General features: G+C 53.7%; 18 protein-coding genes and 1 other RNA gene. 5 read left to right on the top strand and 14 right to left on the bottom strand.

Annotated features, from left to right (window positions below; translation table 11 throughout):
• Positions 1-22 precede the first annotated feature (22 nt).
• Entirely contained in the window at positions 23-787 is a 765-nt protein-coding gene (locus tag CA264_RS04485; protein WP_025604961.1) for a creatininase family protein, read from the top strand.
• A gap of 142 nt (positions 788-929) precedes the next feature.
• Here the strand turns inward: CA264_RS04485 and CA264_RS04490 are convergent, their stop codons facing one another.
• A complete protein-coding gene (locus tag CA264_RS04490; RefSeq protein ID WP_025604962.1) occupies positions 930-1121 on the bottom strand; it encodes a cold-shock protein in 192 nt (63 codons plus the stop codon).
• Between the two features lie 360 nt (positions 1122-1481).
• Here CA264_RS04490 and CA264_RS04495 point away from each other — a divergent pair, with 360 nt between their 5' ends.
• On the top strand, positions 1482-2300 hold the full coding sequence (locus CA264_RS04495; protein WP_025604963.1) for a hypothetical protein: 819 nt from the start codon (positions 1482-1484) through the stop codon (positions 2298-2300).
• Positions 2301-2408: 108 nt separating this feature from the next.
• On the opposite strand, the gene dapA is transcribed toward CA264_RS04495, so the two are convergent.
• From dapA to CA264_RS04510, 3 genes are all read right to left on the bottom strand, one after another.
• Positions 2409-3278, bottom strand: coding sequence for a 4-hydroxy-tetrahydrodipicolinate synthase (dapA, locus tag CA264_RS04500; protein WP_025604966.1), 870 nt, complete (start codon positions 3276-3278; stop codon positions 2409-2411).
• 133 nt (positions 3279-3411) lie between these two features.
• Positions 3412-4149 (bottom strand): LytR/AlgR family response regulator transcription factor, encoded by a 738-nt coding sequence (locus tag CA264_RS04505; protein WP_025604967.1) that lies wholly within the window; start codon positions 4147-4149, stop codon positions 3412-3414.
• On the bottom strand, positions 4146-5174 hold the full coding sequence (locus CA264_RS04510) for a sensor histidine kinase (protein ID WP_025604969.1): 1029 nt from the start codon (positions 5172-5174) through the stop codon (positions 4146-4148). Before CA264_RS04510 ends, CA264_RS04505 begins: the two co-directional genes overlap by 4 nt.
• A gap of 320 nt (positions 5175-5494) precedes the next feature.
• Here CA264_RS04510 and CA264_RS04515 point away from each other — a divergent pair, with 320 nt between their 5' ends.
• Together CA264_RS04515 and CA264_RS04520 are read left to right on the top strand one after the other, a co-directional pair.
• On the top strand, positions 5495-6430 hold the full coding sequence (locus CA264_RS04515) for an ABC transporter ATP-binding protein (RefSeq protein ID WP_025604971.1): 936 nt from the start codon (positions 5495-5497) through the stop codon (positions 6428-6430).
• A gap of 62 nt (positions 6431-6492) precedes the next feature.
• Positions 6493-7272, top strand: coding sequence for an ABC transporter permease (locus CA264_RS04520; RefSeq protein WP_025604973.1), 780 nt, complete (start codon positions 6493-6495; stop codon positions 7270-7272).
• A gap of 79 nt (positions 7273-7351) precedes the next feature.
• Here the strand turns inward: CA264_RS04520 and ligA are convergent, their stop codons facing one another.
• The 6 genes from ligA to CA264_RS04550 form a co-directional block, all read right to left on the bottom strand.
• Complete coding sequence (gene ligA / locus CA264_RS04525) at positions 7352-9361, bottom strand: NAD-dependent DNA ligase LigA (RefSeq protein ID WP_025604975.1); 2010 nt, start codon at positions 9359-9361, stop codon at positions 7352-7354.
• A gap of 515 nt (positions 9362-9876) precedes the next feature.
• Positions 9877-10261, bottom strand: an RNA gene (gene rnpB, locus CA264_RS04530) — RNase P RNA component class A.
• A 130-nt stretch (positions 10262-10391) separates the two neighbouring features.
• The gene (locus tag CA264_RS04535; protein ID WP_025604977.1) at positions 10392-11345 is read right to left on the bottom strand and encodes a Smr/MutS family protein; all 954 of its coding nucleotides are present in this window, start codon (positions 11343-11345) and stop codon (positions 10392-10394) included.
• A 133-nt stretch (positions 11346-11478) separates the two neighbouring features.
• Positions 11479-12231, bottom strand: a complete 753-nt coding sequence (locus tag CA264_RS04540) for a DUF2279 domain-containing protein (RefSeq protein ID WP_237151172.1) — start codon at positions 12229-12231, stop codon at positions 11479-11481.
• Positions 12232-13017: 786 nt separating this feature from the next.
• Positions 13018-14001, bottom strand: a complete 984-nt coding sequence (locus tag CA264_RS04545) for a pyruvate dehydrogenase complex E1 component subunit beta (RefSeq protein ID WP_025604981.1) — start codon at positions 13999-14001, stop codon at positions 13018-13020.
• An 87-nt stretch (positions 14002-14088) separates the two neighbouring features.
• Entirely contained in the window at positions 14089-15873 is a 1785-nt protein-coding gene (locus CA264_RS04550; protein WP_025604984.1) for a tetratricopeptide repeat protein, read from the bottom strand.
• Positions 15874-16018: 145 nt separating this feature from the next.
• Between CA264_RS04550 and CA264_RS04555 the strand changes: the two genes are divergently transcribed.
• Positions 16019-16237 carry a PspC family transcriptional regulator gene (locus CA264_RS04555; protein ID WP_025604986.1) on the top strand — a complete coding sequence of 73 codons (219 nt, stop codon included), beginning with the start codon at positions 16019-16021 and terminating at the stop codon, positions 16235-16237.
• Here CA264_RS04555 and CA264_RS04560 read toward each other — a convergent pair.
• From CA264_RS04560 to hutH, 4 genes are all read right to left on the bottom strand, one after another.
• Positions 16232-17254 carry a glycosyltransferase family 2 protein gene (locus tag CA264_RS04560; RefSeq protein WP_335682345.1) on the bottom strand — a complete coding sequence of 341 codons (1023 nt, stop codon included), beginning with the start codon at positions 17252-17254 and terminating at the stop codon, positions 16232-16234. The genes CA264_RS04555 and CA264_RS04560 overlap by 6 nt on opposite strands.
• Positions 17244-17579, bottom strand: coding sequence for a YbaB/EbfC family nucleoid-associated protein (locus CA264_RS04565; protein ID WP_025604989.1), 336 nt, complete (start codon positions 17577-17579; stop codon positions 17244-17246). The genes CA264_RS04560 and CA264_RS04565 overlap by 11 nt, the downstream gene beginning before the upstream one ends.
• A 129-nt stretch (positions 17580-17708) precedes the next feature.
• Entirely contained in the window at positions 17709-19646 is a 1938-nt protein-coding gene (locus tag CA264_RS04570) for a T9SS C-terminal target domain-containing protein (protein ID WP_025604991.1), read from the bottom strand.
• A 134-nt stretch (positions 19647-19780) separates the two neighbouring features.
• The gene (hutH, locus tag CA264_RS04575) at positions 19781-21271 is read right to left on the bottom strand and encodes a histidine ammonia-lyase (protein WP_025604993.1); all 1491 of its coding nucleotides are present in this window, start codon (positions 21269-21271) and stop codon (positions 19781-19783) included.
• Between the last annotated feature and the right edge of the window lie 4 nt (positions 21272-21275).

Consider the following 21275-nt stretch of genomic DNA (forward strand, 5'->3'; position numbering starts at 1 on the left):
TATGTACCAAAGTTTGAAAACGATGAGACCTTACATACTGGCAGAAACGAACTGGAAAGCTGTGAAAGAGCAGCAGATAGATGTGGCGGTACTGCCCTGGGGCGCTACGGAGGCCCATAACTACCACCTTCCGTATGCTACCGATGTGATAGAGGCCGATGCTGTTTCGGCAGCGGCAGCCAAGATAGCCTGGGAAAACGGCACCAAGGTAATGGTGCTGCCCACTATACCTTTCGGCGTGAACACCGGCCAGGCCGACATTAAGCTGGACATGAACCTGAACCCGAGCACACAGCTGGCCATCTTGGATGACCTTGTTGCCGTACTCAACCGGCAGGGGATTAAAAAGCTGCTCGTGCTTAACAGCCACGGCGGAAACGATTTTAAGCCTATGCTGCGGGAGCTGGGCCTGCGCTACCCGGAAATGTTCCTGGTGAGTTGCTTCTGGTTTCAGGCGGCAGACAGAAAGGCCTTCTTCGACATCCCCGGCGACCACGCCGATGAAATGGAGACAAGCCTGCTGCTGCACCTGAGGCCCGACTTGGTGCTGCCCCTGGAAGAGGCAGGAGAGGGCAAGGAGCGGAAGTCCAGGATCAAAGGCATTCGCGAAGGCTGGGCCTGGGCAGAGAGGCAGTGGTCCATGGTAACAGCCGATACGGGTGTCGGGAACCCTAAGGCGGCGACTGCAGAGAAAGGGAAGGCGTTTCTGGAGGAGGCGGCCCAAAACATAGCCGGGCTTCTGGCTGAGATCGCGAACGTAAGTATAGCCGACCGCTACGAAGAGTAGGAAACACATCCGGGCTTGCGGCAGGAGCGGAGGGGGCCTCCAACGGAAAGCAAAAGCAACGCTTGTCGCTTTGCTGCCCCTGCTAAACAAAAAAGCCTGACACGTAGGTGTCAGGCTTTTCCTTAATACTTGTATATGCAAACTAAGCGCGTTTAACATTTACAGCGTTTAGTCCCTTTCTTCCTTCTTTCAGGTCAAAAGTTACTTCGTCGTTTTCTCTGATTTCATCGATTAGACCAGTCACGTGTACGAAATACTCCTGATCTGTACTGTCATCTTTAATGAATCCGAAACCCTTCTCGTCATTAAAGAATTTTACTTTTCCTGTGTTCATATTATTTTCAATTGTACAACTAAGACGTTTACACTCGTAAAAGTGTTCATTTTATTTTTAATAATCTGTATTTATTTTTCTAAGATGATGGAGAATGCCCTGTACGGCGAATAGAAGCGGTTTTTTTGATGATAAATTTTTCTTTGCTTTTAATACGCGAGCCTTGCAACGAGGTTACCAGGCCTTGGTCGGCAGCCGGGACAGCTTGGTCAACGGGTGGTAAAAAGCAGCGTGTTGTACTTTGGAGGCCGTGAAAGGCGGCGCGGAACGTGCGGTGGCGACGGACGGGCGTAAATATAAGTTGCCGGTAGTATAAAAGGCGGCGAAGCCGTATCTTCGTAGCCTTACAAGAGCGTGCTTATGAAAACAAGATTACTGCTGCCATTCCTGGGGCTGGCGCTACTGTCTGCCTGCGGCGAGGAGGAGCTTCCTACCGCCAAGCCTACGCCGGAGCCACAGAACCTCTGCTACCTGCAGGAGCAGGTGGTGCGCTCGGATGACGGAGTTGCTGTTACAAAGTACACGTACAACGAGCTGAACCAGATAATTAAAACAGAGCGTTACGAGGCGGATGAGTTGGTTACTACCCGCACCTATGAGTACAACACGGCCGGAAAGCTGGTGAAGGAGCATCACCTGCAGCCTTCCGGTGAGGAGATGGACTTCACATCCTTTAGCTACAGGCCGGACGGACGCCTCTCCAAGTATGAGGTGCAGCGTGTGCTGGGCCTGGGGGTAGTGCACCATCTAGCCGCCTTCAAAGCCTCTTACGACCAGCAAGGCCGCCTGACATCGGGCACGGACTACTATTACCTGGATAACAAGCAGCAGCAGAATGGAGGTTTCAGCCAATCTTACCCACTTAAAAAGCCGGTCAACGTTATCGTGAAAGGCCGTGATGGCAAAGCTCTGTACAATGCCACCTTTCAGCAGGACTCCAGCCGCTCTCCGCTCTCTGCCACGCCCGCTTTCCTGCACAAGCGACCGGCTATCGGCCATCCCAATCTAAATAACTTTAGCAGCTTCACAGCCACTGTGCCCAACGACACGGTTCAGGTAAAGGCGCAGAGCTACACCACTAAGTACGTTAACAACAGCCAGGGCTACCCGACTGAGGCTACAATCAGCTTCGGTGACAAAAAGGTGGTGAGGGTAGAGTACAGCTACAGCTGCGACTAGGCCCGAAGGAGCCGAGGAGCATCATAAAAAGCAGGCGGCCTGTTCTTTTGCGAAAGAACAGGCCGCCTGCTTTTTATGATGCCTTGATTTATACTTCAGCGCCTCGCCTTAGAGAAGCTTGTACAAGCGGTCTTTCAGGCCGGAGGTGGCCTCCATCATCGGGAGCCTTACCTGCGCCGTGCACACGCCAAAGCGCTCCAGCACGGCCTTAACACCTACCGGGTTGCCTTCTTCATACATCAGCGGGTTCATATCCACAAAGCTCAACAGCAGCTCAGAGGCCTCTTTATACTTGCCGTCCAGCGCCAGATGAACCATGTCGTTAAACTTACCCGGGAAAGCGTTGGCCAGTACCGAAATCACGCCCTCGGCCCCAAAAGTTGTCATCGGAATCGTCTGCAGGTCATCGCCGCTGACGAGCATGAAGCCTTCCGGTTTGTGTTTGGCAATGTACATGCACTGCTCCAGGTTGCCGGATGCCTCCTTAATGCCGATAATGTTGTCGTGGGCTGCCAGCTTCACAGTGGTGTCGCCGGCCATGTTGCTGCCGGTGCGGCCCGGCACATTGTAGAGTATCACAGGAACCGGCGAAGCATTGGCCACCTGCAAAAAGTGCTGGTAAATGCCCTGCTGCGAAGGCTTGTTATAGTAGGGGCTTACCGAAAGGATAGCCGTAATGCCATTTAAGTCTGTGGTGCCGAATAACTCCAGCACTTGTTGCGTGTTGTTGCCGCCGAGGCCATACACCAACGGCACCCGGCCGTTTACGTGCTCTTTCACAGTTTTGAGGATCTCCGTCTTTTCGGCGGCCGTTGTCGTGGCAGACTCAGCGGTAGTGCCGTTTATCACCAGGTAGTCCACGCCGCCATCCAACACAAAGTCCAGCAGCTTGCGCAGGGCATCGTAATCCACCGCCAGCTCTTTCGTGAACGGGGTAACCAGCGCCACACCCGTTCCTCTCAGTTTCTCTCTAATCATCGTCATCAGTTATGAACTACGAATTACGAACTATGTATTGGAATCTGCAAATGATGTTACACGCTTGATGCAAGGGATGTGCAACTTACCAAACGAAAGTGCTTCCGGGGCCGCTCCGTTACTTATTTCCGGTTTATTGTATGTTGTTCTCCTCCACCCACTTCAGGAAATGCTCTTTGTACACTTCGCCGATGGGTATCTCTTTACTGCCGATACGGATGCGGCTTTTCTCTATGCTGTCTATCTTCTGCAGCGATACGATAAAGGAGCGGTGCACGCGCAGAAACTTCGTGTCCGGCAGCTTGTCCATCATCTTGTTCATGGAGAGCAGCGTGATGATCTTCTGGTCTTTGGTCTGGATGATGATATAGTCCTTTAGCCCCTCAATCCAGAGAATGTCCCTGAAATCTACCCGGATGGTCTTGTAGTCGGCCTTCACAAACATAAAGTCATGCTCGGGGGCAGGCGCCTGGGCAACAGGGGCCGGGGCCTCCGCTGCTTTGCCGTTGCCCCGCTGCAGCCTTTCCTGCGCCTTGGTCACGGCTTTCAGAAAGCGGTCGAAGGGGATGGGCTTAAGCAGGTAGTCCACGGCATCCTGGTTAAAGCCCTCGAGGGCATAGTCGGGGTAGGCCGTGGTGAAGATGATGAGCGGCTGGTGCTTGAGGATGTTCAGGAACTGAATGCCAGTCAGCTCCGGCATCTCAATGTCCAGAAACATGAGGTCTACCTGTTCCTCCTGCAGCACCTGCATGGCTTCTGTGGCGCTGGAGCAGGTCTTAACGAGCTTAAGGAAGGGCAGCTTGTTTACATAGCTCTCGATAATATCGAGGGCGAGCGGTTCATCATCAACGGCAATGCATCGGACTGTCATAGTTTTATCTTGTTTGTGGGCTTGAAGTATAGTTTCAGGGTCGCGTAAAAGGTCCCCTCCTTTTCCTCGGAGGTGAGCTCGTGGCGCTTGCTGTAGAGCAGGTTAAGGCGGCGCTGCAGGTTCTCCAGGCCTATGCCGCCGAACTCGCGCCGCTTGTGCTGGCTGGTGTTGTTTATGGTGCTGAAGAGAAGCGAGTCGTCCAGCACCACCAGGTTCAGTATGATACCGATCTCATTCTTGCTGACCAGGCCGTGCTTAAAGGCGTTTTCCACCAGCGTCATGAGCAGCATCGGCGCTATCTGCTTGCCCTCCAGGTTGCCTTGTATGTTAAACTTAATGCTTGTCTGCTCCCGCAGGCGCAGCTTCTGCAAATCTATGAAATTATTGATATGATCCACTTCCTTCTCCAGGCTTACGAGCGTGTCGTTGCTTTCGTAGAGCATGTAGCGCATGAGCAGCGAGAGCTTCATGATCGCGTCGGGCGTTTCGGGGTGCTGCTTGTAGGCCAGCGAGTAAATGTTGTTGAGCGTGTTAAACAGGAAGTGCGGGTTTACCTGTGACTTGAGAAAAGCCAGCTCGGCCGTCAGTTTCTGCGTTTCCAGCTCCTTGTTACGGCGCTCGTTGCGGATGTAGTTGCTCGTTACCTTCAGCGCCGAGGAAATAAAGATCAGCACCAGCCCGCCCATCATGTACTGCACGATGCGCTCATAGCTGTAGAGGGCGGTCATTTCTCTGTTATACTCCTCAAAAACGAAAAAGTCCAGCGGTGCGCGCACCACGGCAATAGCCAGCAGGGTCGTGAGCACGGCGGCCGCATACAGCAGGATGCGGTTGCGGGCCAGGTACTTCGGTATCAGTACGTACCAGTTAAAGTAGAAGATGAGGATGTTGAAGAGCATGCCCGTCAGCACATCCAGCACCTTGCCAAAGGAGAGCGTGCTGTTGCCGTAAAGGAAGTAAAACACCCAGGCGCCAAACAGCAGCCAGGTGATCATGTGCAGGGAAATGGCGTAGCGCTTTTTCATGGGCACTTCGGGTAGAACAACGGCAGTGCTTGGCAAGGGAGTATCGTTTTTTGCTTCAGGCCAGCTGCCAAGTGTGCGTCAGCGGCGGCCTTTTCTCTACCCTAAAGATAAATAAAGTAAGGCATTTTACATGTTAGCCCGGGTTATCTCTATACAAATATGCTGAATGTGGCTACCAAGCGTGGGATTTAGGGGATAAAACGGCTTCGGCATGCGGGCTTATACTTGGTCTATGGTTTAAAGGCGTTGGTATATTCTATTTTTTTAAAGGTTAAATAAGTTTCTCATTTGTAGAGACACCATGCCTAACCCCTCGAACTATGAAACCCTACATCATTGAAACCCACGGCCTCAGCTACAGTTTTGGCAAGCGGCCGGTGCTGCAGAACCTGGAGCTGCGGGTGCCCCAGGGAGCTATCTTCGGCTTTCTGGGCCCTAACGGAGCCGGTAAGTCTACCACCATCCGTATTTTGCTGGGGCTGCTGCCCGTGCCGAAAGGGGAGGTGCTGCTGCACGGCCAGGACCTGAAGGAGCAGCGCCTTGACATCCTGAGCCGCACCGGCGCTCTGATCGAGATGCCCACGCTCTACCGCCACCTCTCCGGCTACGATAACCTGGAGATGCACCGCCGCATGGTGCGCGCGCCCAAAAGCCGCATTGCCGAAGTGCTGCAAATTGTAGGGCTGAGCCAGGACGCCCGCCGCAAAACAATAGAATACTCGCTGGGCATGAGCCAGCGCCTGGGCATCGCGCTCGCGCTGCTCGCCGATCCGGAGCTGTTGATCCTGGATGAGCCGACCAACGGGCTGGACCCCAGCGGTATCCGGGAGGTGCGGGAGCTGATTCTGCGCCTGAACCGGGAGTTCGGGAAAACGATCTTCCTGTCCAGCCACCTGCTCTCTGAAATTGAGAAGTGCGCCACCGAACTGGCCATCATCGACAAGGGGGCCACCCTGTACCAGGGTAGCCTGCAGCACCTGTACGAAGGGGCCTTCCAGAGCAATGTGCTGCGCCTCGAAACGAGCAACAACGCCGTTGCCCACAAGCTGCTCCTGGACCACCAGTACCCGTTACTGCCGCAGGAAGCCGATGTGGTAAGCGTTCAGGTGCAGGATAAGCGGCAGGTGGCGCTGCTAAACCGGCTGCTGGTCGAGAACGGGCTGGATGTGTACAGTCTCAGTACAAACACGCTAAACCTGGAGGATCTCTTCCTTAACATCACCCAGGGCGAGGCGACGCCCGATGCCGTTCACTAACCCGGCTCCAAGACTGGCTCAAGTACCTAACCATTGTAAAGAATCCAATCATCCAGTAAACTATGAATGCCATAACTTACTACCGCAGCAGCCTGAGTGCCGAAGCGCTCAAACTTAAAAACACCTTCTCCCTCTGGTTATCCATATTGGCGCCCTGTGCCCTGGTCAGTATGTATGTGATTGCCTTTTGGTCGAAGGGGGAGTACCTGGTGCAGGAGGGGCAGAATGCCTGGCACCAGTTCGCAAAGCAGAACTTTGGTATTTACACGCTGCTGCTGATGCCTATCTTTATTGCGCTGCTAACAAGCCTGACGAACGGCATTGAGCATAAATCCAACGGGTGGAAGCACCTGTACAGCCTGCCGCTGCCAAAGAGCACCATTTACACGGCAAAAGCGACCACAGTGGTGGGGCTGGTGCTGCTGAGCAACGCGGTATTTTTACTGGCTTACCTGGCCGGAGGCCTGTTCCTGACGCTTGTGCGCCCCGGCCTTGGCTTTGAAAGTATGGCCGGACTCGGCATCGTCTGTTTTACTGTGCTTAAGCTGTTCCTGGCCAGCTTTGTGATTATTGCGGTGCAGTTCTGGCTGAGTATGCGCTGGAGCAGCTTTGCCTTAAGTATGGGCGTGGGCATCGTGGCCATTGTTACGGTGGTAGTGGCGATGCGTTGGGAGCACATTCACTATTACCCCTTTGCCTACCCCTTTGTCACCATTCGTGCCTTTCCGACCGGGCCTGAGGTATCGAACATGTTCTCACAAGAGGTGCTGCTAAGTATGGGCGCGGGCTTGCTGGTGTTTATACTTGGTTATGCAGATATTCGCCGAAAACGTATTTCCTGAAAGAGTTTGTTGTTTGTTTGCTAAAAAGGCGGCACTCTTTTAGGGTGCCGCCTTTTTTATGGTTGTTCAGAAGTGCTCTCTACCCAATCATTGACAGGAACTCGGCCTCCGAAAGAATTTTAATACCCAGCGTTTCGGCTTTCTCCAGCTTGGAAGGGCCCATTTTATCGCCGGCCACTAAGTAGGAGAGCTTCTTTGAAATTGAGCTTACCACTTTGCCCCCGTGGCTGACGATCAGCTGCTGCAACTCATCACGGCTCACGCTCTCAAACACACCGGAAATAACGAATGTCTGGCCTTCCAGTTTGTTGCTCTGGATTTCCGGGGCTTTGTTTTCGGACTTAAAGTTAAGCCCGGCGGCTTTTAGCCGTTCCACTAGCTGCACATGGTCCGGGTCCTGGAAGTAAGCAAGTATAGAGCGGGCAATTCGCTCTCCAATCTCGTTGATGGCAACCAGCTCTTCAAAAGTAGCTCCTCGTAAAGCCTCCAAATCCGGCAAATCCTGAGCAAGTTTTTTAGCCACGGTGCTGCCCACAAAGCGGATGCCCAGGGCGAACAACACGCGGTCATAGGGCGCTTCCTTCGATTTCTCCAGGCTCTTGAGAATGTTGTTAGCAGATTTCTCTCCCATACGCTCCAGCTGTACCAGCTGCTCAAACGTGAGGTCGTAGAGGTCGGCGGCGTTGGTAACCAAACCGGTTGCATACAGCTGCTCAATGGTTTCAGGGCCCAGGCCATCAATGTTCATGGCTTTGCGGGAGATGAAATGCTCCAGCTTGGCTTTGATCTGCGGCGGGCACCCTTTGTCGTTCGGGCAGTAGAAGTTGGCTTCGCCTTCGGAGCGCACCAGCTCGGTTTCGCAGGCAGGGCAGTGGGTAGGGTAGAGGATCGGTTGGCTGTCGGCAGGGCGTTTGTCAAGGTCAACCCCTGTTATTTTAGGGATGATCTCGCCGCCCTTTTCTACAAACACCGTATCGCCCAGGCGCAGGTCCAGGCGCTGGATTTCGTTGGCGTTGTGCACAGAGGCACGCTTTACGGTTGTGCCTGCCAAAGCTACCGGCTCCAGCAAGGCTACTGGCGTTACGGCTCCGGTTCTGCCTACCTGGTACTGGATATCAATCAGTTTCGTGGCGGAGTTTTCTGCCGCATACTTATAGGCAATCGCCCACCGCGGACTTTTAGAGGTAAAGCCAAGCTCTTCCTGCAAGGCATAGCTGTTTACCTTTACCACCACACCGTCTGTGGCAATGGGAAGCTCATGGCGTCTGGTTTCCCACTCGTTGATGTAGGCCATTACATCGTCTATGCTGCCGCACTTGCGCCACGTTTCGGAAACTTTGAAACCCCATTTCTGTATGGCCTGAAGGCTCTCGGAATGTGTGTCGAACAAGGTTTTATCCGTGTGGAAGCTATAGGAGAAGCATCCTAGTTTGCGGCTGGCTACTACCGCAGAGTCCTGCTGTTTAAGCGTGCCGGAGGTGGCGTTGCGTGGGTTTGCCAGCAGTTGCTCCCCGGCTTCTTCCCGCTCCACGTTCAGTTGCTCAAACACCTGGAAAGGCATAAACACCTCGCCGCGCACTTCGAAAAGCTCTGGAAAGCCCTCGCCATGCGCCTGAAGCGGCACATCGTGGATGGTGCGTACGTTGGCCGTGATGTTATCGCCGCGGGTGCCGTCGCCACGGGTGGCGCCTTGTACAAACTTACCGTTCTCGTAGGTCAGGCTGATCGCTACCCCGTCAAATTTCTGCTCGCACACATACTCCACTTCATCGCCCACTACTTTTCGCACGCGCTTGTCAAACTCCCGCAGTTCCTCCTCTGAATAGGTGTTGCTGAGCGAGAGCATGGGCCACTTGTGGTAAACCGTGTCAAAGTTTTTGGTAACGGTGCCACCCACGCGCTGGGTAGGGGAGTGCGGCAGGCGCAGCTCCGGGTATTGGGCCTCCAGTGCCTCCAGCCGCTTCAGCAGTTGGTCAAAGTCATAGTCCGACACTTCTGAAACGCTGTTCTGGTAATATTGGTAATTCAGGTGGTTTATCTGTTGCGTCAGCTCCTGTATCTCCAGAGCCGGGTCTTTCGCTGTTGCCATTCTTTGTTCGTTTTGCTTCCTGTAAAAATAAGGAAAAATGTCTGAATCAGGATTTACGGGATGACAAGAAGGAGATGCAGGATTTTGATGAATTGTAAGTATAAATGCTGTTTTATACTTGCTTTAGCAGCGTGGTGCTGCAAATTCCGTGTTCGCTTTATGTTGTATTATGCCACACGATGGCGCAAGCGTCCGCTTGTGCCTACACTGTTTCTACATGCCGAAAGTTTAGCGGTCGCGCAATTCTTAACCTTGCAGGTGCCAACTTATATTTGTCTGTGTTCCTGCATGCCGCAAGTTTGGCGGTGTAACTTATGGCGTCATGTAATGCCTTTTTGTAACTGGCGCTAAACTCATCTCTATGTTCTGCCGCTCTACCAGCATTTGATGTTGATGAAGATGGAGTTGGTTTAACTGCCTGTATCTAGAGTATAAAAGAAGTGCAGATGATAGATGGATTGAGCACAAGCGGGCGCTCGCGCTTGAAATAGTAAGTCTAGAAGTATAAACAAAACATCAACAGCAAGCCTGTAAGCCGGGTTCTGTCGCTCCACCCGAAGGTGTGCGTCTTATCATTTATCTAGGCCTGCACTCGCGCACAGGCTCCATCGACCTACCCACTGACATCGGACGAGCAGCCCTTAGCCCCGCCGAAGCGAGGCGCTGTCAGCCTATTTGGTCTTTCAACTCCTAAGGTTTACCCAGCCGGACTGGTCACCCAGCCGCTGGTGCGCTCTTACCGCACCTTTTCACCCTTACCAGCACTAGGCTGGCGGTTATTTTCTGTGGCACTGGCTGTATCCCGCTTGCGCAGGACCCTTCCCGTTAGGAAGTAGGATGCTCTGTGTTGCCCGGACTTTCCTCTCCCCCCGATAGGGCAGCGATAAGACGGCTTGCCGTTGATACTTTGTTATGTGGCAAAGATAACAATAAATCCTCAGCGGTTCGGTTTTAGTTCTGAGTCACGAGTTCTGAGTTGCAAAATATTTGTTACTCTGCACTTAGAAATCTTGACTCAGAACTCACCAAACTATTTCAGCCTTACCAGCGTAGCGCCGTAGCCGAACTTCTCTTTGCGGGCATCCTCGAAATACTTGATACCCGGCGTGCGGCTCAGGGCTTTCTGCAGTTCTTTGCGCAGCACGCCATTGCCAGCACCGTGTATGAACACAATCTCGTGCATGTTTGAGGCCAGGGCTCTGTCGAGGGCATCCTGGAAACGCTCCAGCTGCACTTTCAGCATCGCGTTGTTGCTCATGCCGCTGTGGTCCTCCACCAGTTTCTCAATGTGCAGGTCCACCTCGTGCTCCGGGGCTGCGAGTTTATAGTTCTCGCTCTTCTCCACGGCCTCCGACAGCTGCTCTTTGATCTTGTTCGGGTCAACGCTTACCGGCTTCTGGTCGAGCTGGAACAGGTACGCTTCCTTGTTCAGCACTGGAGCAGTGCGCTTGCTCTTGTAGAAGGAGCTTGCTTTAAACTGGACGCGCTTCACCACTGGCTCAAAAATAGTCGGGCTACCGTTGCGGTGCTGGATAAACTGAATTAGCAGGTTCGGCCATTTCTCAAATTCCTTCAGGTGGTAGTGCGTGATGACGCGGGTTGCCTTTGGGGCCAGCTTGTCATTCTGCAGACCGCGGTAGCTCTTCTCGCGCTCTTCGCCGCTGGTAAAGAGCACATCGTAGTCAGAGTTGTTTACCACCGTCACCGCCAGCAGCTCATCCGACTGATGCACCAGCGCCAGGTAGATACCTTGTGCCGCCAGTACCGGGGCCACAGGCTCTTTCCGCTTCGTTGGCTGCGGTGCGCTCTCGTCCTGGCGCATGTATGTTTGCTCTTCGGCGGCTATCACCACCACTTCGCGTTTGGCCACCGGAATGGTAAAGTCGTTGTCGATGGCTACTTCTACAATGTTATTGTCTAAAAGGCGCGTAATAATGCCTTCCTCTCGGCCTGACATCAGGCGCACTCTATCTCCTACGTTCATGGTTTCGTTATTCTACGTTGGTTGCTGGTTAACCCTTGGTAAGCGCTGTAAGTATAAAACGGCGGCTTTGGGCTAACCTGTTTAACAAAGATACGAATTGTGGAGGACTATGATGAAAGGAGAGGGGCTTAGCCTAGAAGTACAGCGGGTGCAGCTTTACCCCGTCTCTTTTGTTGTACTCCAGCGTTGGGGCGGGCACTTTGATGATACTGAGCACGTAAAGGGCGGTGTTCCATACTTTGCTGCGGCCTTTAAAGTGCATCAGGTTCAGGTCTGGGCTGAGGTAGAACTGGCGGTATGCCCGTAAGCCTGCGGCAGCATTTGCCTCGGGGTCATTGTACAACATTTCCTGTGCCCCGTAGCCTGCGGCTATGTTCAGCCACTTGGGGTACCTTGAATCCTCTTTCAGAAAGGCAGCTACATTTACCGAAAGCCAGTAGGTTTGGCCGTTGTAGTCTTTCAGGGCCTGCTCCCCAAGGTTGCTCCCCAGTACGTTCGGGCGCATGCCTGCATACCTCGTAGTGTGGAAGGAGTACTTGGGCATAATGCGGATTTCCTGCCACGCCAGCTCCTGGGCCACCACGGCTGCAGAACCAACGGTGTTGGCTACCATGTCACCTACAGAGGCTCCGTAATCGGCTTGGAAACCATCAAAGATCTCGATTGGTGTTTGCAGCGCTACGCCTAACATGCCTCCGTAAAGGATCGCTTTTTTCTCCGGCACCCCTGCCCAGCGCAGCATGTCTATACCTGCCCGGCTTTCGTGGAAGGCACTCCAGAAATGCCCTGCCTTGTCCATCTGCCGCCACTCATTGTTGTCGTTAAAGAAGTGGAAATCCGTGCGCTGCTCATTAGAGTACCAGGCGTGGTTGAGTGATACGAGCATAGCTGTATAGCCAATGGCAAAAGTAGACCCTAGCACAACCAGCCGCTTTTTGTTAACGGATGTGGTATCTAAGGGAGCTTGTGCCATACTTAGCCGAGGCAGGCTAAAGAGCAGGAGGAAAGCAAGTATAAATCGTGCACGCATGGCACAAAGATAGGAAAGCTTAACTTTGGAAACGGTAGTTTTCGTCCTCATCCCGTGGCGCAAGCCTTCAGCCTTGTGTTTTACAATTATGTCTGGTTTGCAACTCGACTGGCCTGCAAAGCCACACTTTCAGTTGATACCTGAAATAGTTTACCTGGCCCTGTTACTGCCTCTGTTGATTGTAGTTTATACTTCCCTGCTGGCGCGAGTTTTCAACTCGTGTCTTACTATGATGTTGAGTCTGTGACTCAACTGGCTCGCAAAGCCAAACCTGCTACAGCGTTGGCTATACTTGCACCTTTCTGGCGCAAGCGTCCGCTTGTGCCAGTAGCTGCCTCTGCTTTTGCATCTTCAACCAAGCTATCCTTTCCAGCTCCTGCTTATCCTCCAGTTCCCACTTCTTCATCGTTTCACCCCAGGCTTTGGAGCGCTCACGGCCGCGAGGCCTTGCCCTCGGGCATCGCGCTGCTGAAGGCCTAACTAGCGTCTATATGGATTTTGAACCACTGATCTTGAGTGGTGGCAAGTGAGATGTATACTTAGGTTTCTGCTTTGGTCATGCTGGGAGAGGCCTGTTAAAACAAAAGCGGCGAAGCTTGTAGCTCCGCCGCCTGTATTATCAAAAGCAAGTATAAAGTATACTTAGGCTTTCTTGTACATTACTTTTTTAACTGCTTCGATGGTGCGCTCTACGTTCGGCAACGAAGCGTCGATCAGCGTAGGAGCATACGGAAGCGGCACGTCGCGGCAGGTGACGCGTTTCACCGGCGCATCCATGTAGTCGAATGCGTTGCTCTGGATGTGGTAAGCGATCTCCGAAGAGATGGACGCCAGTGGCCAGGCTTCTTCTACAACGACCATGCGGTTTGTCTTCTTAACAGACTCAATCAGCGTTTTGTAGTCGATCGGGCGAACGGTGCGCAGGTCAATCACTTCGGCGTTGATACCGTCTTTCGCAAGTTCTTCAGCAGCAGCCAGGGCTACCTTCATCATCTTACCAAAAGAAACGATGGTTACGTCAGAGCCTTCGCGCTTGATATCGGCTACGCCAATCGGAAGGATATACTCTTCCTCCGGAACCTCACCTTTGTCGCCGTACATCTGCTCAGACTCCATGAAAATCACAGGGTCGTTGTCGCGGATGGCGGCTTTTAGCAGCCCTTTGGCGTCGTAAGGGTTTGAAGGAACAACCACTTTAAGGCCAGGAGTGTTGGCATACCAGTTCTCGAAGTTCTGCGAGTGCTGAGAAGACAGCATGCCGGCGCTACCGGTAGGCCCGCGGAATACCATCGGGGCACCGTACTGGCCACCTGACATGGACATCAGCTTAGCGGCAGAGTTGATCACCTGGTCGATGGCCACCAGCGAGAAGTTGAAGGTCATGAATTCAATGATAGGGCGCAGGCCGTTCATGGCGGCTCCCACTCCGATACCGGCAAAACCAAGCTCGGCAATAGGGGTGTCAATCACACGCTCCGGCCCGAACTCGTCCAGCATGCCTTGGCTAACTTTGTAAGCGCCGTTGTACTCGGCAACTTCCTCGCCCATCAGAAACACGCTCTTGTCGCGGCGCATCTCTTCAGACATCGCTTCGCGCAGGGCTTCTCTAAACTGTATACTTCGCATATATGATGTTTAATTCTCGGTTCAGAAGGTAAAATTAAGAGAACTCTGACAATTTACAATGTGCCGGTGTGTTTTCTGCATCTACTGTTAACGAATCAGCGCGTCTTTGTAGGCTGGCTTATCGCGGTAGGCTTCAAACTCAACATCATCTATGGCCTTCTGCATGAGGGTTTTGTCTGCGTTTACGGCGCGGCGCAGGTTCTGCTCCAGCATCTGCTCGTTTTGCGTGCGTGCGCCGATAAGTGCGAGGCTGTAGTAGGCCAGCCCATCGTCCGGCTGCTGCTCCAGTGCCTTTTGGTAAAAACCCTCGGCCCCTTCATAGTTTTCTTTCAGGAGGTAGCTCAGGCCCAGGTTCATGTTGGTCTGATAGCTGTCGCCGGCATACTTAAGGCTTTCGATGGCGTCATCGTACTGGCCGATCTCTATTTCCAGGGCTGCTTTATCGGCAAAAATGCGCTGGAGCAGCTCTTCCTCGCCGCCCAGCTTAATGGCGTAGTCGTAGTACTGCAGGGCCTCCAGGAACTCTTCGCGCTGATGGTAGGCACTGGCCAGGCTATAGTATACTTTGGCGGTGGGGTTGCGGAAGCCGGCGTAGGTCAGGTTCTGGATAGCCTTTTCCAGTAGCGCCTTTTTAGCCTCTTTGCGGTATTCCTTTCGGGCCATCTCGTTGTAAACCACGCCCAGGTTATAGTAGGCGGGCCACTTATCGGTTGTCTTTACGGCTGCCTCGTACAGTTTGCGCTTCTCGGCAAGCAGCGGCGTTAAGGTGGCGGCATGCTGCAGCTCCTCTTCCGTAAGCACGTCTGCGGTTACCTCTTCATCGGCAATTTTCTGGGCCAGCAAGTACAGTTGGTAGTCAGGTTTGCGGCTGCGGTTGTAGTTGATTTCTACCTCGGCGGCGCGAAGGCTCGGGTAAATATACTGCTGCAGGTAGCCATTGGCCGCTGTCTGCTGCAGGGCCTGCAGTTTCTGCTGTTGGCTTCTGTCGCTCTCAAGTATAGCCTGCACTTCCTGCTTCTGCTCCTTCGGCAGGGCGGATGCCTCCACTTTTTCTGCTAAAGCAGCCAGCGGGCTCTCTTTCACCTCCGTGGTGATCTCTACCTTTTTGCCGCTGTAGTCCAGGGCCTTTACCTTTTGGCGGTAATACTGCTCCAGCTCCTGGGCACGCTTTGCAGCCAGCTTGCTGCCTTTCTCCTCCGGCGACTGCATGGCTGTGATCTTGATCTTCTGCTCCGGCACGTTATCCAGGGCGTACTGCTCCAGTGCCTGCAGGTTGGAGCCCAGGTAGTTGCGCAGGGTGGCGCCGTTCTCCTCGAAGTAGAACATCAGCTTGCCTGGCCCATCGGCGGTTTCGCTGTACTTGTCATTGGTAAACGTAAACTCGTTGCTGCGCACGAGCAGCAGGGGCGTGGTGTTGATGCCGGTGGCCACCTGCTTTGGGTCGGTATAGGCCACATCGTCGTCTTCCTTATCGATGGCGCGGCCCTGCACCATCAGGCGCCCTTTGGCTTTGGCCGGGTCATAGGGGAAGGAAAGCTGTTTGGTGATGGTCGGTTTTTTGTCCTCGTAGAGAAACTCGCCGAAAGAAAAGTTATACGTTCCGATATTCTCGCGCTGCTGCTGAGGGCCATACTCGTAGTACACATCCAGTTTGTACACTTCATCTTCCCGGATAAGTTTCTCCGGTACCTGCGCCTTCAGTTCGAAGTTCACGTTTTGGCCGCTGGCAGCCAGCGGGTTGGGCTCTACAGTGATTTGCTGGCCCTTTTCGGCTGTTTTTACCATGCGTTGCAGGGTGCAGCCGGTGCCGCCAACGCTAAGAGAAAGTGTAAGGAAGAGGATTAAATTTTTGTTTTTTTTGTACTGTTGCATATCCTGTTTTTTGCTTTCGCCGTAAATTTGTATACACCATAAACCTTGTTCAATCGTTTTGGGTTATACTAGCTCACTGATTTGGCGTCTTTCTATTTTGATGTCTCGTGAACAACGTATAATTTAGATTTTAAACCTGATTAAAATGAAACGGCTTCAGTACTATATCGAATCACAGGCATTCGGCGTGTGCACGATGCTGGGGGAGAAGCTAGGCTTTGCTTCCAGTAGCATCCGCCTCACGTTTATTTACGTTTCATTCCTGACGATGGGCTCTCCCGTGCTCCTCTACCTGATGCTGGCCTTCTGGATGAATGTACGCAAACATTTGCGCCGCGAGCGAAACACCGTCTGGGACCTATAGGTCCTTCACCGTCCGCTTCTGCTGTATAAAGTACTTCCAAACTATACTGCCTTTGTAAACGCCGCTGATGTGGGGGAAATTGCCCTTCGGCTGCTGTTCCTTTCTGCGCCTGCGCCAGTAACTCCTGTTGCGGATAAGGTCGGCGTGGGCCTTTAACACGGCCTGTGCGTCTTTCTTCTGCCCGGCCAGCACCATTCTGAAGGCTGCTACCCAGTCCAGTAACACGCGCAGCATCATGCTGGAGAGCAACTCTTTTGAGGGCGTGTTTTTGTAGAGCAGCGCCAGCCCGTTGCGGAAGTTGAGGTACGTTTTGCGCGGGTTTGATTTGTGCAGCGTGCCGCCTCCCACGTGGTATACCTGGCTGTGGCCGTTGTACATTACCTTATACCCGACGTTCTTGGCGCGCCAGCAAAAGTCTATCTCCTCCATATGGGCGAAAAAAGCCGGCTCCAGCCCCCCGAGTTGCCGGTATACGTCTGCCCGCACAAACATGCAGGCACCTGTTGCCCAGAATACCTCCTGTACATCGTTATACTGCCCCTTGTCCTCCTCCAGCGTCTCGAAGAGGCGGCCACGGCAGAAAGGGTAGGCCAGGGCATCGAGCATGCCGCCACCGGCGCCGGCGTATTCAAAAAAGCCGGGGTGCTGCTGAGCCAGGATCTTTGGCTGGCAAACGGCTATCTCCGGGTCCTGCTCCATCAGCTGCAGTACCGGCTCCGTCCAGCCCGGGGGAACATCCACATCAGAATTGAGCAGCACGTAATACTTTGCCTCCACCTGCTGCAGGGCCTTGTTGTAGCCTTCGCAGAAGCCGTAGTTCTCGGGCAGCAGGATGAGGCGCACCTGCGGGAAGTGTTCCTGTAAAAAAGCAATAGAGCCATCGGTAGAGGCGTTGTCGGCAACTATAATTTCGCAGTTGCCGCTGTTAGCCACTACCGATGGCAGGAATTGGTGTAAATAGCGCAGGCCGTTCCAGTTCAGGATCACGACCGCCGCATGCATCGGGTTATAGGCCAAAGCTGCCGAGGTCTAAGCCAGGGATGTTGGGGATAAGGCCTTCGGTGTGCTTGCGCATCTCTTCCTGCGCGCGCTCACCGGCAGTCAGCATGGCGTTGTTCACGGCTGCTACCACTAAATCATTTACCATCTCACGGTCGCTCACGTTCATGATCGACTCATCAATCTCGATTTTGAGGAGTTGGCGCTGTCCGTTTACCGTGGCTTTCACCAAACCTGCACCAGACTCTGCCGTTACCGTAACATCTTTCAGCTTTTCCTGCGCTTCCTTCATTTTGGCCTGGGCTTCCTTAATCTTGCCCATCATGCCGAACATATCAAACATAGTTTTTTATTTTAGAGTAAGAGGTGGCACCGCCATTTGTGGCTCCTGTGCTTCTATGCAAATATACGGCATTAAAGATACGAAGCCTAAAGTACAGCCAGATCATAGGTGCCCGGCTGGCAGAATAGCCTACCGCAGCAGCGTTACGGTGCCCCTTCGCTGTTTGGTGGTGCCGAAGCTGGTTTGCACGGTAATTTCGTATGCGTAAGCCCCGGTCAGGACTTTTTGCCCGTTTTCGGTTCCGTCCCAGGCGGGGTCGGCCTCCGTGCCCTCGTAAATAACGTTACCGAGCCGGTTGTAGATGCGGAGCAGATAGCTGCTGAAAAACTTTCCCTTCACTTCGAAGGTATCGTTCAGCCCGTCGCCATTGGGCGTAAAGGCACTCGGAATGTACAGCAGCGCATCCTGTTCAATCTCCTCCAGGTTAGAGTATGAAACCTCTGTGCCCGCGGGCGATGTAGCCCTGACCCGATACCGGAGAACCTGTAGTTCATCGCTGAGGGTTCTGTCTGTAAAGCTGGTGCCTGTCGCGGGGTAGCTGAGAGCAACGGTGCCATCAGCGTTCAGCAACTCCACGGTGTACTGTTGTACGCCCCCGGGAAAGCCGGTATAGGGCGTCCAGCCAAGCTGTACGCTGCCGTCAGTCTGCTGCTCCGCCTGTAAAATGACAGGGCAGGAGACATTGCTCACGGCGGAGGTGTTGCCGCAGCTGTTGGTGAAGGTTGCACGGTAGCAGACGGGCTGGGGACTGGCAGCAGCATCGGTATATGTTACCTGCGGCACCCTTGCCAGCTGCTTATAGGGAGCGCCGTTTATACTTCGCTCCAGGGTTACCAGCCCTCCGGATTCGTTTGTTTGCAGCGTAAGCTCCACCTGGTTGCTGAGGTTAAAGCTGCTGAGCAGGTAGGGCTGGTCCGGCACTGCCGTAGAGGTAACTTCAGTTTGCACGGTGGCTGACACCGAGGAGTATGAATCGCCTTCCGGGTCTGTGCCTGTGCCCACAATGTAGTAGCTGTATGTTTGGCCACAGGTAACCTCGTTATCAACATAAGAAAGCGTGCTGGCAGGTAAGGTTTCTAGTAAAGTACCGTTGCGGTATACCTCATACTGTGCAAACTCCGGCAGGTTCTCCCATCGCAGTGTTACCTGCTCTTCGTTTGTGGTGAGGCCCAGCGAAATGGCACTCACAATATTTGAGTTGATGAAAACCACTCCGCAGGCATCCAAAGGGCGCACAAGGTACCAGGTGCCTTCGCTCGTGTTAACATCATTAACTGTGTGGGTTAGCGTGCTGCTGTTAAAGCCCTCAATCAGGCTGATTTCTTTAAACGGGTCCCTGAAATCATCGGTGTACTGCTCCACAATATAAGAGTAGCCGGGAACAAGCCCGGACACCTCCAGCTGAATGCTGCCATTAGCGCCCTGCTCCAGTACGGTTAGCTTCTCGAGCTGGGTGGGATTGTCCTGATCTAGCAGGGGGAGTGCGCTTACACGTTGGGTACTGGTGTTGCCGCAGCTGCCGGCGGTGTTGTAGCTGCCGCTGAGGGTAACGCTGTAAGTACCGGGAGAGGTGTAGGTATGGCGCACGGTGCCACCCGCCGCAACCGCCGCTGTGGCCCCGTCTCCGAAATCAAAGGTATAGGTATCATAGTTTGTGTCGGTCACGGTAAAGGACACGGCGCCGCTGGCACAGCTCTGGAAGGTAAAGCTTGGCTCCGGCACGCCCCTTACCTCGTATGTTTTTTCGAAAACTTTTGTGCCGCCGGCCCCTGCGATGTTGATGACCTGGGTGATGCTATAAGTACCGGGTTGTGCCAGGGTGACGGACTCTTCGCCCTCCAGCAGGTCATCCTGGCTATAATTTTGGGGATCAAACGCGCCAGGGCCGGGGGAGTAGAAGATGACGGCGCTCGGGTCCTGGTTGGTATTGCAGTCGCGGAAGAAAACGGGTTTCCCGGCACAGATTACCTCCACCGGCTGCCCATCCTGTATGGCCTGAAAGCATTCGCCCTGTGCCCAGCCGGGAAGAGTGATAAGTAAAAGAAATATGGTTAGCAGGTATTTCAACAGTGTTCTTTCTGAAGCCTCTACGAAGTTATTTAATTAAAGTACAGCAGAAAAGTTTTATTGTGCCTCAAAAAAAGTAGCCCCTGCACCGATGGCTGCAGGGGCTTTTATACTTGAGCTAGAAGTCTGTAAAACTAAAAGGCACGTTCCCGAAGGAAGGCGATGCTCTGCTGGATGTCATCATGCAGCACCCTGTCAGTGGATACAAACGGTACCACGGTCCGGTAGTCCGCTATAAGTTGCTCCAGCGGTGTCGAACTTTGCATCGGGCGGCGGAATTCCATCGCCTGTGCGGCGTTCATCAGCTCTATTGCCAATACCCGCTCCGTGTTGTGCACCACCTGGTACAGCTTGGTGGCCGCATTGGCGCCCATACTTACGTGGTCTTCCTGGTTGTTAGAGGACGGGATAGAGTCTACGGAGGCAGGGGAGCACAGCTGCTTGCTTTGGCTTACGACAGAGGCGGCGGTGTACTGGCTGATCATATAGCCGGAGTTAAGCCCCGGCTCGGCCACCAGAAATGCAGGCAAACCGCGAAGACCGGAAATCAACTGGTAGGTTCTGCGCTCTGAGATACTCCCCAGTTCTGCCACGGCAATGGCCATGAAGTCCAGCGCCAGCGCCAGGGGCTGCCCATGGAAGTTACCGCCTGAGATGATCTCGTCTTCGTCCGGGAAAATGTTGGGGTTGTCGGTCACGGCGTTGATCTCCGTCAGGAAAACCTGCTCCACGTACGCCAGGGCATCCTTGGAAGCGCCATGTACCTGCGGCATGCAGCGGAAGGAGTAAGGGTCCTGTACGTGCTCCTTCTCACGGGTGGCCATTGCGCTCCCGGCCAGAATTTGACGCACGGCTTCGGCCGTCTGCAGCTGGCCCTTGTGTGGGCGCACCTGGTGGATAAGCTGGTTAAACGGCTCCAGTCGGCCATCAAACGCATCCAGCGACAGTGCACCGACAACATCTGCCTGACGGGAAAGGCGCTTGGCCATCAGCAAAGTATAAACACCGTAGGCGCTCATAAACTGGGTGCCGTTCAGCAGGGCCAGCCCTTCTTTGGCTTTCAAGGCGATAGGCTCCCAGCTGAACATTTCCAGCACATGCTGGCTTGCCAGCTTGTACCCCTGGTAGTGTACTTCGCCCATGCCCAGGAGGGGCAGGCTTAGGTGCGCCAGCGGGGCCAAGTCGCCGCTGGCACCCAGAGAACCCAACTGGTACACCACCGGGAAGATATCGCGGTTAAAGAAGTCTATCAGGCGCTTTACCGTTTGCAGCTGCACCCCGCTGTGCCCGTAAGCCAGCGACTGTATCTTGAGCAGCAGCATAAGCTTTACCACCTCCTGTGGCACTTCGGCGCCTGTTCCGCAGGCATGCGACATTACCAGGTTACGCTGCAGCTGCTCGAGGTCGGCAGGGGAGATCTTTTTGTCGCAGAGGGATCCGAAACCGGTGTTGATGCCGTAAATGCTGCGGTCTGTGCCGGTGATTTTCTGCTGCAGGTACTCATGGCACCGTAAAATGCGCTTTTCAGCATCCTCCGAAAGCGCCAACGTATAGTTTTGCTTCAGGATGTTTTCAATCGTTTCCAGGCTTAGGAATTCACTGGAAATATAGTGTATCTGGGCCATGTGG

This window comes from Pontibacter actiniarum (assembly GCF_003585765.1).
Classification (GTDB): domain Bacteria; phylum Bacteroidota; class Bacteroidia; order Cytophagales; family Hymenobacteraceae; genus Pontibacter; species Pontibacter actiniarum.

Excerpts from the sequence above, each read along its gene's own strand:
- CA264_RS04545 (WP_025604981.1), bottom strand. The coding sequence starts at position 14,001 with ATGCGAAGTATACAGTTTAGAGAAGCCCTGCGCGAAGCGATGTCTGAA.
- CA264_RS04565 (WP_025604989.1), bottom strand. The coding sequence starts at position 17,579 with ATGTTTGATATGTTCGGCATGATGGGCAAGATTAAGGAAGCCCAGGCC.
- CA264_RS04510 (WP_025604969.1), bottom strand. The coding sequence starts at position 5,174 with ATGAAAAAGCGCTACGCCATTTCCCTGCACATGATCACCTGGCTGCTG.
- hutH (WP_025604993.1), bottom strand. The coding sequence starts at position 21,271 with ATGGCCCAGATACACTATATTTCCAGTGAATTCCTAAGCCTGGAAACG.
- CA264_RS04515 (WP_025604971.1), top strand. The coding sequence starts at position 5,495 with ATGAAACCCTACATCATTGAAACCCACGGCCTCAGCTACAGTTTTGGC.
- CA264_RS04485 (WP_025604961.1), top strand. The coding sequence starts at position 23 with ATGAGACCTTACATACTGGCAGAAACGAACTGGAAAGCTGTGAAAGAG.
- CA264_RS04490 (WP_025604962.1), bottom strand. The coding sequence starts at position 1,121 with ATGAACACAGGAAAAGTAAAATTCTTTAATGACGAGAAGGGTTTCGGA.
- ligA (WP_025604975.1), bottom strand. The coding sequence starts at position 9,361 with ATGGCAACAGCGAAAGACCCGGCTCTGGAGATACAGGAGCTGACGCAA.
- CA264_RS04520 (WP_025604973.1), top strand. The coding sequence starts at position 6,493 with ATGAATGCCATAACTTACTACCGCAGCAGCCTGAGTGCCGAAGCGCTC.
- CA264_RS04555 (WP_025604986.1), top strand. The coding sequence starts at position 16,019 with ATGAAACGGCTTCAGTACTATATCGAATCACAGGCATTCGGCGTGTGC.
- CA264_RS04505 (WP_025604967.1), bottom strand. The coding sequence starts at position 4,149 with ATGACAGTCCGATGCATTGCCGTTGATGATGAACCGCTCGCCCTCGAT.
- CA264_RS04550 (WP_025604984.1), bottom strand. The coding sequence starts at position 15,873 with ATGCAACAGTACAAAAAAAACAAAAATTTAATCCTCTTCCTTACACTT.
- CA264_RS04495 (WP_025604963.1), top strand. The coding sequence starts at position 1,482 with ATGAAAACAAGATTACTGCTGCCATTCCTGGGGCTGGCGCTACTGTCT.
- CA264_RS04540 (WP_237151172.1), bottom strand. The coding sequence starts at position 12,231 with ATGCTCGTATCACTCAACCACGCCTGGTACTCTAATGAGCAGCGCACG.
- dapA (WP_025604966.1), bottom strand. The coding sequence starts at position 3,278 with ATGATTAGAGAGAAACTGAGAGGAACGGGTGTGGCGCTGGTTACCCCG.
- CA264_RS04535 (WP_025604977.1), bottom strand. The coding sequence starts at position 11,345 with ATGAACGTAGGAGATAGAGTGCGCCTGATGTCAGGCCGAGAGGAAGGC.